General features: G+C 65.1%; 12 protein-coding genes. 3 read left to right on the top strand and 9 right to left on the bottom strand.

All coding sequences use genetic code 11. From position 1 onward, the window contains the following. Positions 1–144: 144 nt before the first annotated feature. Genes THIARS_RS07850 through THIARS_RS07860 form a run of 3 tightly spaced genes read right to left on the bottom strand, consistent with a single transcriptional unit; the run spans position 145 to position 3,038 of the window. Positions 145–1,044 carry a glycosyltransferase gene (locus THIARS_RS07850; protein WP_245845650.1) on the bottom strand — a complete coding sequence of 300 codons (900 nt, stop codon included), beginning with the start codon at positions 1,042–1,044 and terminating at the stop codon, positions 145–147. Then, complete coding sequence (locus tag THIARS_RS07855) at positions 1,041–1,814, bottom strand: glycosyltransferase family 2 protein (RefSeq protein WP_094160121.1); 774 nt, start codon at positions 1,812–1,814, stop codon at positions 1,041–1,043. The genes THIARS_RS07850 and THIARS_RS07855 overlap by 4 nt, the downstream gene beginning before the upstream one ends. 12 nt (positions 1,815–1,826) lie before the next feature. Beyond that, a complete protein-coding gene (locus tag THIARS_RS07860; RefSeq protein WP_094160122.1) occupies positions 1,827–3,038 on the bottom strand; it encodes an O-antigen ligase family protein in 1,212 nt (403 codons plus the stop codon). Positions 3,039–3,083: 45 nt separating this feature from the next. Between THIARS_RS07860 and THIARS_RS07865 the strand changes: the two genes are divergently transcribed. Next, the gene (locus THIARS_RS07865) at positions 3,084–4,832 is read left to right on the top strand and encodes an ATP-binding cassette domain-containing protein (RefSeq protein ID WP_094160123.1); all 1,749 of its coding nucleotides are present in this window, start codon (positions 3,084–3,086) and stop codon (positions 4,830–4,832) included. 7 nt (positions 4,833–4,839) lie between these two features. Here the strand turns inward: THIARS_RS07865 and THIARS_RS07870 are convergent, their stop codons facing one another. Further along, positions 4,840–5,997, bottom strand: coding sequence for a YbdK family carboxylate-amine ligase (locus THIARS_RS07870; protein ID WP_094160124.1), 1,158 nt, complete (start codon positions 5,995–5,997; stop codon positions 4,840–4,842). Between the two features lie 10 nt (positions 5,998–6,007). Beyond that, a complete protein-coding gene (locus THIARS_RS07875; RefSeq protein ID WP_094160125.1) occupies positions 6,008–7,222 on the bottom strand; it encodes a cation:proton antiporter domain-containing protein in 1,215 nt (404 codons plus the stop codon). Between the two features lie 372 nt (positions 7,223–7,594). Between THIARS_RS07875 and dnaE the strand changes: the two genes are divergently transcribed. Beyond that, complete coding sequence (gene dnaE / locus THIARS_RS07880; protein WP_094160126.1) at positions 7,595–11,077, top strand: DNA polymerase III subunit alpha; 3,483 nt, start codon at positions 7,595–7,597, stop codon at positions 11,075–11,077. 94 nt (positions 11,078–11,171) lie between these two features. Here dnaE and tolA read toward each other — a convergent pair whose 3' ends face one another. The 4 genes from tolA to ybgC form a co-directional block, all read right to left on the bottom strand. Further along, the gene (tolA, locus tag THIARS_RS07885) at positions 11,172–12,191 is read right to left on the bottom strand and encodes a cell envelope integrity protein TolA (protein WP_094160127.1); all 1,020 of its coding nucleotides are present in this window, start codon (positions 12,189–12,191) and stop codon (positions 11,172–11,174) included. Between the two features lie 139 nt (positions 12,192–12,330). Beyond that, entirely contained in the window at positions 12,331–12,801 is a 471-nt protein-coding gene (locus THIARS_RS07890; protein WP_094160128.1) for an ExbD/TolR family protein, read from the bottom strand. Beyond that, entirely contained in the window at positions 12,802–13,536 is a 735-nt protein-coding gene (gene tolQ, locus THIARS_RS07895; RefSeq protein WP_094160129.1) for a protein TolQ, read from the bottom strand. A gap of 81 nt (positions 13,537–13,617) precedes the next feature. Further along, positions 13,618–14,100: a tol-pal system-associated acyl-CoA thioesterase gene (gene ybgC, locus THIARS_RS07900; protein WP_094160130.1), complete on the bottom strand. Its 483-nt coding sequence runs from the start codon at positions 14,098–14,100 to the stop codon at positions 13,618–13,620. 152 nt (positions 14,101–14,252) lie between these two features. Between ybgC and THIARS_RS07905 the strand changes: the two genes are divergently transcribed. Then, positions 14,253–14,882: a riboflavin synthase gene (locus tag THIARS_RS07905; RefSeq protein WP_094160131.1), complete on the top strand. Its 630-nt coding sequence runs from the start codon at positions 14,253–14,255 to the stop codon at positions 14,880–14,882.

Below are 14,882 nucleotides of genomic sequence, written 5' to 3' on the forward strand. Positions count from 1 at the left end.
ATCGGGCGCAAAAAATGACGAATTCATTCTATGCGCGACCTCACGGCGACGCGGTAATGGATTGCAACATTTTCCGGCATGTGTAAGTTGCTTCCATTGAGTGGAACGCTTGGGATTTCGCCAGCCTGGCTGCAGGCGCGGCAACTAGGGCGAAAGAATTCGTACCTTGACCTTCGATGCATGTATACGCGGAGTGTGCAGGCCAATTTCCGCTTTGAACTCTGCATTTGTTGCGCGCATACGGGCCATAAAGCGCCTGCGGTTTGCAAGTTCGTCGGACCGGCTTGCTTGCCGATGCCACAGATGCAAGACTTCGGTCGCCCAAAAGCCATCGATGCGCGCATATCCTGCACGATGAAGGCGCAAAACCAAATCGGCGTCTTCATGCCCCCACCCATCGTAAGCCTCATCGAAACCGTCGACTCGTTCGAAAGCTTCGTACCATAAACCGAAATTGCAACTGCGTATGCCTTTCCAGTGGAATCGCGTTTTCCGTACCCGTAGCGTCGCAGGCCAACGCAAGAAGAGACCGAGTAGTTTGTTGCAATGGCCTTGAAATCGTTGGCGAAGCCAGAAAATTGGATTTTTCCTCGGGTCAGGCAAACTCTGCCGTATCGCCGTGAAGGTCAGTTTTTCGTTCAGTAAAACTCGACTTCCATTTACAAAGCAATTTTCACGCGCCAAAGTACGGTGACGCTGTATAAAATCAGAAAGAGGGACGCAGTCGCCATCCAGAAAGATCAAATAAGTGCCCTTGGCGAGGCGCGCGCCCATGTTGCGAGCGGCAGCCGCGGTGAAACCTACGTCTGGATGCCAAGCATGGCATAGCGGGAAGGGCCATTTTTTTTCCTTGGTTGTCATTGCGTGAACATGCTCTTGATGTGAGCCGTCGTCGGCGATCACGACTTCAAAATCCATGTCGGTCTGCTGACAAAGGGCATCGAGAACAGTCAGGAGCGCATCGCTGCGATTGTAGGTCAGAATAATCAGGCTGATCAGCATTTTCCCGGTTTGACTGGGGTGTGCGACCACCGGCCGGTTCATCCCTGTTTCTCCTGAGAGCGTTTTTTGTTGATGAGCCACAATTTGAGGTATCTGTAATACGCGCCGTGTGCATTCGACATGGCCAAAACATATCCCAAGCGCCCGTCTAGAAAACCGAGCTTCAATACATAACAACGGATAAACGTCCACCAACCATGCACCAAGGCGGTTAAGACGCCGCTGCTGCGATTGTCGCGCAGCATCATCTGCGCGCCGGAGGTCGAGTATACATTCAGCTTGACAAGCACTTGTTCGAGATCATGAAAACTCTCATGATAAAGATGATGGTGCAAGCGGCCTATGGTGCCTTGGACTTGAACGGATTCATGGACGAGAGCATCGCTGAATCTAGCTTTGCCGCGCCGAAATAGCCGAACGATGACATCTGGGTACCATCCGCCGTGCCGCATGTATTGGCCGCAGTAACTGGAAAGGCGCGGCACCGCATAGGCGTCAAACCGATTATTTTCGGCGATAGCCATCTGAATTTCGCGAGCCAAGGCTGGTGACACGCGTTCATCCGCATCGATGGATAGAATCCATGGCTGTGTGGCTAAAGCTAGAGCGCGATTTTTCTGAACGCCAAAACCAGGCCAATCTTCCGTGATATGCACCCGAGCCCCAGCATCGCGCGCACGGGCGACTGTGTCGTCCGTGCTGCCACTGTCCACCACGATGATTTCCCGGCACCAGCGCAACGAATCAATACATTCGGAAATGTTTTTGGATTCGTTGAGTGTGATAATGATCGCTGAAATCGGTGAATCCATGTTGTTCGGTTGTTATCTGGGCGCTGACTTGTCACCAGCAATGCTGCCAAGGATGATGCCGGAAAGCACGACAAAAAATCGACCCTCCCCAGCATCAAGCAGTTGTGAATTAAAAAGGCAGCCTATCCCGATTGTGAGAACGAGGCCTTCCAAGGCGGCCTTGTTCTCACCCGTCAACGATATTGTCGATTGCCATAAAGAAAATCCGAAAATAAACAGCATGGCTAGGCCTACCAGCCCAAGCTGCACCGCCGTGAGGAAATACTCATTATGCGGATTCGATGTGCGTATATCGCTCGTACCAGCCACCGATTTTGCATATTCCTCTGGAAAGCTACCCGTGCCTGTCCCAAAAACAGGATGTTTCGAGATGATTTGAAGGCTATGGTAATAAAACTGCAAACGCAATCCAGTGGAGGTTTCGGTGGCTCCGTTTCCAATTTTATATTTTTCAAAATTCTGTACGGTTCTGGTGATTCTTTCGTGGCTTGTCGGCGATAGGAAAAATGCTGCGGATCCAAGAAATGATACAGCGATCAATCCAATGCCAGCACCTTTGATGCCAAACTTCTGAAAGAATAGTAGAATGACCAACGCGAGAATGATGACATAGCCAGTTCTTCCATTATTGATCATGAGCACGGACAGTCCGTAAAGCAAAGCTAATGCGGCCCAGAACCATCGTTTGTGGGCATCATGGATCGCTCGCCAAGCGAGAAGATACGCTGCGAAAGCTAAGTAAGTTCCAAAGCTAATGCGATTTTGAAATGCAGTATAAGCTTGATTTGGATCTGGAAATTGTTGGATAAGGCCAAGAAATCGTGCGTAAGAAACTGTGGCGGCCAGACCCGCGGCGATAAGGAAAGCATGCATGGCAAGGCGCCGCCACTTATCTGTATCAAGCACAGCAACTAATAGAGGGAGGATCAGTAGTTTGGCGTATTTCCCCAAAAAATTGTTGATTTGTGCAGCCGGTGCCACGCTGTATATCGCGCCCACGATGTATAGCGCAAAGAAAATCAAGGCTATCCACGCTGGCGGGGAAGATTTGATGCGCTGCCACTGCTGGGCCCATTGGCCATGTAAGAAGGGGGTGGTGAGCAGAAGAACGAGCCCCACCGAGCCCCAGGCGGTGGGCAAGGGTAAACTGAACGCGGCGAAGATGGCGATCGGCCCGACGAAGTCTCTTGGCGTTTTCAGTGTCAGATGTTTTGTATCGATCATTCAAAAACCCTGGGGAAGCATTTGCTCGTGTCATCCACCGCGCCAATGCGGCTTCTGCGAAAACTATTCTCGGCCGACTCCCGCAACCGCGCCGCAGCCCTACTCATCGTGCTGTGCGCCGCGATCGTCGCGGCGACCGAGCCTGCGCTTCCGGCGTTGATGAAGCATGTGCTGGATGTTGGCTTCACATCGCGCCGCGATTTCCCCCTGTGGGCGGTCCCGGCGGTCTTGCTTGGGTTGTTCACGGTGCGCGGATTGGCGTGGCTGACCTCGCAGTTTCTCACACAGTGGATGACGCAGAACGTGCTGGCACGGGTGCGCACGCTGGTGTACGGCCAGATTGTGCATGCCCAGCTCGCGCAACTGCAGCGCGAAAGCGCCAGCAGCCTGATCGGCGCGGCGGTGTACGAGGCGCAACTGGCGCTGGGCATGATCTTCCCCGGCTTGCTCACCTTGGTGCGCGACAGCCTCACGCTGCTGGCGTTGTTCGGCTATCTGATGTGGCTGAACTGGAGCCTCACGTTGCTGACCCTGGCCATCCTGCTGCCGCTGCTGTTCACCATGCGTCTGATCAGCCGCCGCGCCAAGCGCCTGAACGCGCAGATGCAGAAGGCGGCGGAGGTCACCTCGTATGCGCTGGAAGAGGGCATGCTGGCGGCGCCGGTGATCCGCGTGCACAACGCGCAGAGCGGGTTTGCCGCGCGCTTCGAGGCCATCAACCAAGGTCTGCGCCGTACCACGGTGAAGACCTTGGTGTCCGGCTCGTCGACCACGCCGGTGTCGCAGTGGCTGTCGGCGCTGGCGGTGTCGGTGGTGATGGTCTATGCGCTGCACCAGAGCGATGTGTCGGGCCAGCACAGCGTGGGCGGCTTCGTCTCCTTCATCACCGCGATGCTGATGACCCTGTCGCCTCTGCGGCGGGTATCCGACATCGTGCAGCCCATGGTGCGCGCGCTGAGTTCGCTGGAGCGGCTGCGCGGCATCATCGACACGCCGCAGGAGGCCGACACGGGCTCGTTCGAGCTGGCACGCGCCAGCGGCGAGCTGCGCTTCGAGGACGTGACGGTGCGCATCGGCGCCATCGATCGCCCGGTGCTCGACCGCGTCAGCCTGCACGTGCATGCGGGCGAGAGTCTCGCGCTGGTGGGACCGTCCGGTGCCGGCAAGACCACATTGATGCGTCTGGTGCCGCGTCTGCTGGAACCCAGTTCCGGCCGCCTGCTCCTGGATGGCGTGCCGTTGCGCGACTGGAAGCTGCACGCGCTGCGCCAGCAGATCGCCCTCGTCAGTCAGGACGTGGTGCTGCTGAACGACAGCGTGGCGGCGAACGTGAGTTTCGGCGAGCCGGTGGACGAGGCGCGCGCCTGGAGCGCGCTGGAAGCCGCCGCGCTGGCCGACTTCGTGCGCGGCCTTCCGGGCGGGCTGCATGCCGAGATCGGCCATAACGGCTCGCAGCTCTCCGGCGGGCAGCGCCAGCGTCTGTCCATCGCCCGCGCGTTATACCGCGACGCGCCGCTGCTCATTCTGGACGAGGCCACCAGCGCGCTCGACGCCGAAAGCGAGCGCCTGGTGCAGCAAGCCGTGGACCGCCTGATGCAGGGCCGCACGACCATCGTCATCGCCCATCGCCTGGCCACCATCGCTCACTGCGACCGCATCGCGGTGCTGGACCAAGGCCGGCTGGTGGAACTGGGAACGCAGTCCGAACTGCTGACGCGCGGCGGCTTGTATGCCCAATTGCATCGCATGCAGTTCGCCGGACAGGGAACGCAGGAATGGGTGGGCGGAAACTGACGGCACTTCAGGTCGACGGTGCGTCCCCCGGGGCTGGGTTTCGCGGCATGCGGCCCATCCACCGTTCGCACTGCTGCCTGACCACTTCCGGCAGGTGGCCTTCGCGGGCGAAGGTTTCGCGGATCCATTGCGCGTCGTTGCCGCGACCGGTCACGTCGGTCAGCAGTTCGCGCAGCGCCGGGTCGGATCGGAGGGCGATGGCGTGGTCTTCCAGTTTCACCAGGGTGCGCACGAGGTCCTCGCGCAGGGTGCGGTGTTCGCGCGTGGCGGGGTCGACGAAGGTGCCGTCGAAGCCGAAGCGGCAGGCCTGGAAGCGGTTGAAGGTGTAGACGAGGTAGTCGTCTTCCTGCGGCGCGAACGGGCGCTCGGTCTGGATCCAGCGGCCCAGGGTCTGGATGTAGGCGGCGATGCGCGCGGCCTTCGGAATGGTCAGCGGCGTGTCCATGACGCGGACCTCGATGGTGCCGTATTCCGGCTTGGGGCGGATGTCCCAGTAGAAATCCTTCATGCTCTTGACCACGCCGGTGGCGGTCATCTTGCCGAAATAGGTCTCGAAATCGGCCCAGTCGAGCACGAAGGGCGCCCGGCCCGACAGCGGAAAGGCGAACACCGAATTCAGCCGCGCCGAGTGGAAGCCGGTGTCCTCGCCCTGCACATAGGGCGACGAGGCCGAGAGCGCGATGAAATGCGGGATGTAGCGCGAGATGCAATGCAGGGTGTAGAGGGCTTCGTCGCTGCTGGCGCAGCCCAGGTGCACATGCTGGCCGAACACGGTGAATTGCTTGCTCAGATAACCGTAGAGTTCGGAGAGCTGCAGAAAGCGCGGCTTATCGAAAATGCGCTGCTGCGCCCAGTGCTGGAACGGATGGGTGCCGCCGCCGGCCAGGCCCACGTCGAGCTTGTTCGCCGCTTCCACCAAGGCGGCCTGGATTTCGCCGAGTTGCGCCAACGCGTCGTCGTAGCCGGTGCAGATGCCGGTGGACAGCTCGATCATGCTCTCGGTCATCTCCGGCGTGACCAGCCCGGGCAGCTTGCGGCCTTCCAGCAGGCGCAGCAGGTCGGGCGCGCTCGGCATGAGGTCGTAGTTGTGGCGGCTGACGATCTGCAGTTCCAGCTCGATGCCGAGGCTCAGCGCGGCAGACTCCTTGAACGTCCCCAGGTTCATCGCGCTGTCCTCATGGGTTTTTCCGCTTGGATGGAATGTCGCCCGCGCGCCCCAGCGCCCAGCGCGCCAGCAAGGTGCCGCCCAGTTCCAGCATGGCGATGGCGGCGAACGCACCGGCAATCAGCGCCTGCGGAAACCCGGCCACCTGGTGAGCCAGGTCGAGCAGCAGCACGAAGCTCACGCCGGCCACCGGATTCAGCGCCAGGCCCAGCGCGGCCGACTGTTTCCAGCTCAACCCCGAGGGCCGGCCCAGGGCTAGCGGCACCGCCAGCTTGGCCAGCGCCCGCGCCAGGGACAGCGCCAGCCCCAAGGTCAGGCCCCGGGCCAGCAGGGGCCAGTCCAGGCTCAGGCCCAGGACCAGGAACAACAGCACCACCAGCACCCCGCCGGCCGTGCCGAAGTGGCGCGGCCAGACCCGGGGGCGCTGGCTGCGCACGCGCAACAGCAGGCCGGCCAGCAAGGGCGTGAGCAGGGTGGACCAATGCAGCATGCGGGTGACCGACAGCACCAGCAGGATCAGGCCCACCAGCAGCAGCGCGGCGCCTTCATCGGTGAAGTCGAAATGGCGCTCCACCCAGTTCACGGACCAGGCCAGCACCGCGGCGGCAAGCACGGCCCCGCCGATGGCATAGATCTGCTGCAGCACAGCGTTCCACCAGGCGGCGCTGTGCTGCGCGCCGAGCCAGCCGACGAACACGCCCAGGGCCAGGATGGACCACATCGCGCCCAGCGCCGACAGCAGCAACAGCCGTTCGGTGACCTGGCCGCGCGCGTTGAACTCCCCGCTGATCCGCAGCGCCACGGCGGGAGCCGTGCAGGCCAGCGCGGCGGCGGTGGCCAGGCCGTGCAGGCCACCCAGGCCGAAAGCGGTCAGAACCGCCCACATCGCCAGCAGGGCCAGCCCCCATTCGCCCAGGCTGATGGGCATCAACCAGGGGTTGGCGCGCAGCCAGCGCAGGTTGACGCGGTGGCCGATCTCGAACAGCAGCATGGCCAGGGCCGCGTCCACGATGGCGCGCACGCTGGGCTGCAGGTCCAGCGCCTGCAGCCGGCTGCCGCCGGCGGCGATGACCAGCCCCGCCACCGTGTAGCCGATCAGCCGCGGCCAATGCAGGAAACGGAACACCGATTCCCCCATGAGCGTGGCCAGCACCAGCGCCAGGCCTACCCACAGCACGCCGTCGGCATGCAGGGCCAGCAAAGGGAGCGGGTGGAGATCAGGCATGGCGACGAGATGTGGCGCGAGATGTGAGGCGTGGCGCGGGGTGGGGGAGGAAGGCATGCGGCAACGCCCGGGTTCGCCCGGTGTTTCGAGTGCCCCAGGGGCGGCATACCGCCCCGCCCCCCATGGGGGTCAAGAAAACTCGGGAGCGGCCCGGCGTTTTCTTGAGCGCCCTTTGGGGGCCGCAAGCAGCGAAATTATAGGAAGCGATCGGGTCTGGTTCCAAGCGGGTTCAATTGAAATAAATCAAGATAAAACAATGGCTTGAGCGATAGCGAGCGCTCACGATCATGGGGGCGCTGCACGGTGGCGGACCGGATTCTCGCGCCCGTGTTGCGTGTGTTTGCGCCGGGGCCGTCTACCTACAATGCAAGCATGCCCCACGTCCACCTCCGCATCCATACCGAGTACTCCATTGTCGATGGCAGCCTGCGGATCGACGCCGCCGTCGCCGCGGCACGCGCCGATGGCCAGGGCGCCCTGGCCATCACCGACCTGAACAATCTGTTCGCCGCTGTGCGTTTCTACTCCGGGGCGCGTGCAGCAGGGGTCAAGCCCATCATCGGCTGCGATGTGCGGGTCGCCCCCGACGACCCCGCGCCGCAGGCCCCGGGCACCGGCCTGCTGTTGCTGGCCACGGGGCGTCAAGGTTACCTCAACCTGTGCGACCTGCTCAGCCGCGCCTGGCTGGAGGGGCAGCGCAACGGGCAGGCGGAAATCCGGTGGCAGTGGCTCGAGGACGGCGCGGGGGAAGGCCTCATCGCGCTGTGCGGGGCGCGCCAGGGGGCCGTCGGCCAGGCCTTGCTGGCGGGCGACATGGCGCGCGCGCGCCATCTGGCGCGGCGCCATGCGGAAGTGTTTCCGGGACGCTTCTACCTCGAACTCCAGCGCAGCGGCCAGCCGGAGTGCGCGCACCATGTGCCGGCGGCCGTGCGCCTGGCGGCCGAACTGGGTTTGCCGGTGGTGGCCACGCATCCGGTGCAGTTCCTGGCGGCGGACGACTTCGAGGCGCACGAGGCGCGCGTGTGCATCGCCGAGGGCGAGACCCTGGGCAACCCCCGCCGCGTCAAGCGCTTCACCGCCGAGCAGTACTTCAAGACCCAGGCCGAGATGGAGGCCTTGTTCGCCGACATCCCTTCGGCGCTGGCCAACGCGGTGGAGATCGCCAAGCGCTGCAACCTCACGCTCGAGCTGGGCAAACCGCAGCTGCCCGACTTTCCCACGCCCGACGGCATGCCGCTGGCGGACTATTTCCGCGCCCAGTCCTACCAGGGCCTGGAACGCCGCCTGCAGCAGCTCTACCCGGACGCTTCCCGGCGCGAGGCCGAGCGCCCGCGCTACGTGGAGCGCCTGGAGTTCGAACTCGGCACCATCGCCAAGATGGGTTTCGAAGGCTACTTCCTCATCGTGGCCGACTTCATCAACTGGGCCAAGGACAACGGCTGCCCGGTGGGCCCGGGGCGGGGCTCGGGCGCCGGCTCTCTGGTGGCCTACAGCTTGCGGATCACCGATCTGGACCCTCTCGCCTACAACCTGCTGTTCGAGCGTTTCCTGAACCCGGAGCGGGTGTCCATGCCCGACTTCGACATCGACTTCTGCCAGGAAAACCGCGACCGCGTGATCGACTACGTCAAGCAGAAATACGGCGTCGGGGCGGTGTCGCAGATCGCCACCTTCGGCACCCTGGCGGCGCGCGCCGCGCTGCGCGACGCCGGGCGGGTGCAGGAACTGGGCTACAACTTCTGCGACGCGCTGGCCAAGCTCATCCCCAACAAGCCGGGACAGCACATCACGATCGCCCAGGCCATCGAGGTCGAACCGCAGCTCAAGGAGCGGGTGGAGCAGGAGGACGAGGTGCGCCACCTGCTGAGCCTGGCCCAGCAGCTCGAAGGGCTGCCGCGCAATGTGGGCATGCACGCCGGGGGAGTGCTGATCGCGCCGGGCAAGCTCACCGACTTCTGTCCGTTGTACGCCCAGCCCGGCAGCACGGACGCGGTGTCGCAGTTCGACAAGGACGATGTCGAAGCCATCGGCTTGGTGAAGTTCGACTTCCTCGGCCTGGCCACGCTCACCATCCTGGAGTTGGCGGCGCAGCACATCCGCCGCAACCACCCGGAGCGAGCCGACTTCAAGCTGGAGGACATTCCGCTCGACGATCCCGCCACCTACAAGCTCATGGCGCGCGGCGACACCGTGGCGGTGTTCCAGCTCGAATCGCGCGGCATGCAGGGCATGCTGCGCGAGGCCAAGCCGGACCGCTTCGAGGACATCATCGCGCTCGTGGCCTTGTACCGGCCGGGGCCGATGGACCTCATCCCCAGCTTCTGCCACCGCAAGGACGGCACCGAGCCCATCGTCTACCCGGACCCGCGCATGGCCAGCGTGCTGGAGGAGACCTACGGCATCATGGTCTACCAGGAGCAGGTGATGCAGGTGGCGCAGGTCATCGGCGGCTACTCGCTCGGCGGCGCCGACCTGCTGCGCCGCGCGATGGGCAAGAAGAAGCCCGAGGAGATGGCCAAGCATCGCGGCATCTTCGCCGAAGGCGCGGCGAAGAACGGCATCGCGCCGGAGAAGGCCAACGAGATCTTCGACTTGATGGAGAAGTTCGCCGGCTACGGTTTCAACAAGTCGCACGCCGCCGCCTATGCCTTGCTGGCCGTGCAGACGGCGTGGCTGAAGGCGCATTACCCGGCCGAATTCATGGCGGCCAACATGAGCATCGCGCTGGACGACACCGACAAGCTCAAGGTGCTGGTGGACGACGCCCGCGCCATGGGCCTGAAGCTGCTGCCGCCCGACGTGAACCTGGGCGGCTGGCGCTTCGATCCGGTGGACGCGCACACCATCCGCTACGCGCTGGGCGCCATCAAGGGCACCGGGCGCGCGGCCATCGAGGCCATTGTCGATGCGCGGGCCGACAGGCCGTTCGCGTCGCTGATGGACTTCGCCGCGCGGGTGGACCGCAACCGCATCAACCGCCGCGTGCTCGAGGCGCTGATCCGCGCCGGCGCCTTCGACTCCATCGACCCCAACCGCGCCACCCTGCTGGCCGCGGTGGGCATGGCGCTGGAGCATGCCGCGCAGTGCGCCGAGCATGCCGACCAGAGCGGCCTGTTCGACAGTCTGTTCGACGAGCCCGGCGCCGCCGCGGCCGGCGCCCCCGAACCCGAACCCCAGCCCCCCTGGGATTTGCGCAAGCGACTGTCCGAGGAAAAACTGGCCATCGGCTTCGTGCTCAGCGGCCATCTGTTCGACGCCCACGCCGCCGAGGTGCGGCGTTTCGCCCCCCGCCCGCTGGCCGAACTGGCCGATGCGCGCGAACCGCAGATCGTCGCCGGCATCGTCGCCGCGGTGCGCGTGGTGCAGGGCCAGCGCGGACGCGTCGCCATCGTCACCCTCGAAGACCGTTCAGGCACGCTGGAGGCGGTGGTGAACGACCGCCTGCTCGACACCGTGCGCGCCCTGCTGCGCGACGACGAATTGCTGGTGATGCAGGGCCGCGCCCAGAACGACCGTTTCAGCGGCGGCCTGCGCTTCAACGTCGACGCCGTCTGGACTCTGGAGCAGACCCGCGTGCGCCTGGGCCGGCGCATCCGCATGCGGGTCAACGGGCTGGCCGATGCCGGCCCGCTGATCGATCTGGCGCGCACCCACGCCGCCGGCGAGGAAGGCGGCCTGCCGCTCGACGTCGAAGTCGAGCGCGGCGGCGCCGAGGCCACCTTGCGCATCGACCGCTTGCGCCTGCGCCCCGGCGACGACGTGCTCGCCGCGCTGCGCGAACTCGCGATCGAAGGCCGGGTGCAGGTGGTGTACGAGGGCAGCGATTCGGCCGCGCCGATGCGCGCGCATTCCTGACGGAGCTTCCTGGGCTCGGAGGCTCGGGACTGGCAGGTCCCGAGGCCCTTCGCCGCGCGCGCTGGCGTGCGCAGGCACGCCAGCTGGTCGCGGCTCAGCCCGCGTCCCTTGGTCCGGCCTTGATCTCCATCGGCGTGTACCACTTGCCGTTTTCATCGGGCGGGAACCGGCCCACGCGCTGGATGGCGCGCAGCACGGCCTGATCCCAGCTCGGCACGCCGCTGGAGCGCTCGATTTTCGAGCCCAGCACCTCGCCCGAATTGGGGTCCAGCGTCACGGTGATGATCACCTTCGGGTCGCCCTGGATCTGGTCGATCTGCCCGTAGATCACGTTTTTCCGCACCAGGGTGGCCAGACGCGCGGCATACGCCCCCGAGGGGCCCGACGTCACCGCGGCGTGGCCCGTGCTGGTGGAGGGGCCGGTACCGGCCTGGGCCATGAGGTTCTTCATGTAGTCGGAACGCGCCTGCTGCTGCAGCTTGGCGAGTTGCTGCTCGCGCAGCAGTTCCTGCTTGCGCTTGAGCTCGGCCGCTTTTTGCGCGGCCTCTTCCCGGGCTTGCTGCTGCGCCAATTGCTCGGCCTTGAGCTCCTGCCGCTTCAGCGCCTCCTGCTTGCGCTTCTCGGCGGCGAGGCGTTGCTGCTGAAGTTGCTGCTCCTGAGCGAGTTTTTGCTGCTGCAAGGCCAGCTTTTCAGCCGCGCGCTTCTCGGCTTGCTTCTGCGCCTGCTGCTCGGCCAGCAACGCGGCCTGGCGTTTCTGTTCCTGCTCCTTGAGCTTGCGCGCTTTCTCCAGCGCGATCGCGGCGTTGTCGGGCGTGGGCTGGACCTTGGCGGCAGGCGGTGGTGGAGGCGGCGCCGGCTGCGCCTGGGGTTGCGGCTTGGGGGCCGGGGGCTGCGGTTGGGGCTGGACTTGAGGAGGGCGTGGCGCCGCCAGGTGCGCCGTGGGCGTCCACAGCTCGGCCTCGACGGCCTCGGGCGTGTGGCTTTTCCAGTGCACGCCCAGCGCGATGAGGACGATGAGCAGCAGGTGAATGAGCGCCGCGAACAGCAGGGCGCGGCCCACGCCGCGCTCGGGCGGCGGCCGCAGCGTGTCTGCCGAGGGGTTGTAGGTATTCATGCCGGCATCGGGAGTGGTTGGGGTCGCATGTGCAGCGCATGCAAGGCACGCAACCCGGAACCAACGCAGATGGAACCCGTCTGGATGACAGCGCAGCCCGTGGCGCGGCAGGCATGCAGGGCGGCGGCCGAGGCTGGCGTCATGGCTGCCCCGTGGCTTGCACGGCAAGGCCCACGCGCTGCACGCCGCCTTGCTTGAGGCGGTTGAGCACCTTGATCACGTCGTCATACTTGACATTCTTGTCGGCGGCGATCAGCACCGGCATGTCGGCCAGACTGCTGCCCGACTGCTGTGCCAGCTGGGAGACGGCCCGTTGCAAGTCGCCCATGGTGGTCGGCTGCGGGGCGAGGCCGCTGCTGCCGGGCTTGGCCTTGGGGTCGCGCAGGAGCACGGTCAGCGTCTTGTCCGCCTTGATGTCCACCTCGACCACGGTGTCCGGCGCCCGCGTCGCCTTGCCGACCGTGGGCAGCTTCACGGCGCTGGGCGTGATGAGCGGAGCGGTGACCATGAAGATGATCAGCAGCACCAGCATCACGTCGATGTAGGGCACCACGTTGATCTCGGCCAGCGCGCGGCGCCGCCCGCCGCCCCGGTGTTGGATGGCGGCCATTCAATGCGCTCCCATCGGCCGGGTCGAGGGGCCGGCCGACGGCGCGGCGGCGCCCTGGCCCGGATGCGGCGCCACCTGGCGCTGCAGGATGTTGGAGAACTCCTCCGTGAACGAATCGAAGCGGATCGACAGGCGGTCGATGTCGCGGGCGAAGAAGTTGTAGGCGATGACCGCGGGAATGGCGGCGAACAGGCCGATGGCGGTGGCCACCAAGGCCTCGGCGATGCCGGGCGCCACCGTGGCCAGCGTGACCTGCTGCAGGTTGGACAAGCCGACGAAGGCGTGCATGATGCCCCAGACCGTGCCGAACAGGCCCACGTAGGGCGACACCGAAGCCACCGAGGCGAGGAAGGAGAGATTGGCCTCGATCGCGTCCATCTCGCGCTGGAAAGCGGCGCGCATGGCGCGACGCGAGCCGTCGACGAGGGTGGTGGAGTCGAGGTGGCGTTCGCGCAGTTTGAGGAATTCGCGCATGCCCGAGGCGAAGATGCGTTGCAGCGGGCTGCCTTGGCGCGCGCTGTTGATGGCGGCCTGGTACAGGTCGTTGAGGCTGGTGCCGGACCAGAACTCCTGCTCGAAATCGTTGGTCTTCAGCCGTGCGCTCTTGATGGCGAAGTATTTGCGGAAGATGACGGTCCAGCTCGCCAGGGACACCGCCATCAGCAGCGCCAGCACGAATTGCACGACGGTGCTGGCACCCAGTACGAGGGAGACGATGGAAAAGTTTTGGTCCATGCAAGGTCCAGGCTGAGAGTGGTGGGAGGAGCCCGCTGCGTTTTCGATGCAGGCCGCGGGCGACCGGTTCCAGGGAAAGTTCTATTTTGCACTGCCGCCGGCGGGGCTGGCGCAACCGCGGGCGACGGCCTCCAGCACGGCGGCCGGCAGGCGCACGGGCCTGAAGCTGCCGGCCTGCACGCAGGCCACGCGCACTTGCGCGCTGGCCAGCAGGGCGCCGGACGCGGCGGGGTCGGCCGGGGGGCGGCGCCGGACTTCCTGCAGCAAGTCCAAGCTCGCTCCGCCGGTTTGCGTGATGGCGACGCTGACCTCCAGCAGATCGTCCAGCCGGGCGGGGGCGGCATAACGCACCTGGGCGCTGCTGACCACGAACAGCACCTGATCGCGCGCGGCCATGGCCTGCTGGTCCAGCCCCAGGCTGCGCAGCCATTCGCTGCGGGCGCGCTCGCAGAACTTGAGGTAGTTGGCGTAATACACCACGCCGCCGGCGTCGGTGTCTTCCCAGTACACGCGCACGGGCCAGAGGAAGGCGGGCGCGGGAGGCGAGGCGGTTTTCGTAAGCATTGCGCGAGTCTAGGGCCTGTTCACGCTATTTCTGCGCCCGCGCCGGCGCGCATGGCGCCAAACCGGGTGGGGACATGCAGGCGGCGATGCCCCCGCAGGCGCGCTCTGCGGCTATGCTCGTCCGCTTCCCTATCCACAACGCTCGGCGCACCATGTTCACAGGACTCATCACGGCCGTGGGCCGTATCTCGCATGTGCAGACCCTCCAGCCGGACGCCGGCGCCGGCCTGCGCGTCACGGTGCAGGCGCCGGCCGACTGGTTGCGCGGCGCCGGACTGGGCGACAGCATCTGCGTCAGCGGCGCCTGCATGACCGTGGTCGAGCTCGGCGCGGAGTCGTTCGCCTTCGACGTCTCGGCCGAAAGCCTGGCGCGTACCGCCGGGCTGGACGCGCCTGCAACGCTGGTGAACCTGGAGCAGTCGCTGACCCTGTCCACCAAGCTCGGCGGGCACCTGGTGACGGGCCATGTCGACGGCGTCGGGCGGGTGGAAGCGTTCGAGCCGGTGGGCGAGTCCTGGCATCTGGCCGTGCGCGTGCCGGCGGAGCTGGCGCGCTTCTTCGCCTACAAGGGGTCGATCGCGGTCAACGGCGTGAGCCTGACCGTCAACCGCGTGGACGATGCCTCGGACGCCTCCGCCACGGTCCACATCAACCTCATCCCCCACACCCTGCAGCACACCAATCTGCATACTCTGCAGGCCGGCCGCGCCGTGAACCTGGAGGTCGACCTGATCGCGCGCTATGTGGCGCGCATGTTGCCGGGTGCGCGCGACGCGACATGA

It is taken from the genome of Thiomonas delicata (assembly GCF_900088825.1).
Taxonomy (GTDB): Bacteria; Pseudomonadota; Gammaproteobacteria; order Burkholderiales; family Burkholderiaceae_C; genus Thiomonas_A; species Thiomonas_A delicata.

What these genes read in the sequence shown, in the direction of transcription:
- THIARS_RS07850 (WP_245845650.1), bottom strand. Translation starts at nt 1,044, where the DNA reads ATGAACCGGCCGGTGGTCGCACACCCCAGTCAAACCGGGAAAATGCTG.
- THIARS_RS07855 (WP_094160121.1), bottom strand. Translation starts at nt 1,814, where the DNA reads ATGGATTCACCGATTTCAGCGATCATTATCACACTCAACGAATCCAAA.
- THIARS_RS07860 (WP_094160122.1), bottom strand. Translation starts at nt 3,038, where the DNA reads ATGATCGATACAAAACATCTGACACTGAAAACGCCAAGAGACTTCGTC.
- THIARS_RS07865 (WP_094160123.1), top strand. Translation starts at nt 3,084, where the DNA reads ATGCGGCTTCTGCGAAAACTATTCTCGGCCGACTCCCGCAACCGCGCC.
- THIARS_RS07870 (WP_094160124.1), bottom strand. Translation starts at nt 5,997, where the DNA reads ATGAACCTGGGGACGTTCAAGGAGTCTGCCGCGCTGAGCCTCGGCATC.
- THIARS_RS07875 (WP_094160125.1), bottom strand. Translation starts at nt 7,222, where the DNA reads ATGCCTGATCTCCACCCGCTCCCTTTGCTGGCCCTGCATGCCGACGGC.
- dnaE (WP_094160126.1), top strand. Translation starts at nt 7,595, where the DNA reads ATGCCCCACGTCCACCTCCGCATCCATACCGAGTACTCCATTGTCGAT.
- tolA (WP_094160127.1), bottom strand. Translation starts at nt 12,191, where the DNA reads ATGAATACCTACAACCCCTCGGCAGACACGCTGCGGCCGCCGCCCGAG.
- THIARS_RS07890 (WP_094160128.1), bottom strand. Translation starts at nt 12,801, where the DNA reads ATGGCCGCCATCCAACACCGGGGCGGCGGGCGGCGCCGCGCGCTGGCC.
- tolQ (WP_094160129.1), bottom strand. Translation starts at nt 13,536, where the DNA reads ATGGACCAAAACTTTTCCATCGTCTCCCTCGTACTGGGTGCCAGCACC.
- ybgC (WP_094160130.1), bottom strand. Translation starts at nt 14,100, where the DNA reads ATGCTTACGAAAACCGCCTCGCCTCCCGCGCCCGCCTTCCTCTGGCCC.
- THIARS_RS07905 (WP_094160131.1), top strand. Translation starts at nt 14,253, where the DNA reads ATGTTCACAGGACTCATCACGGCCGTGGGCCGTATCTCGCATGTGCAG.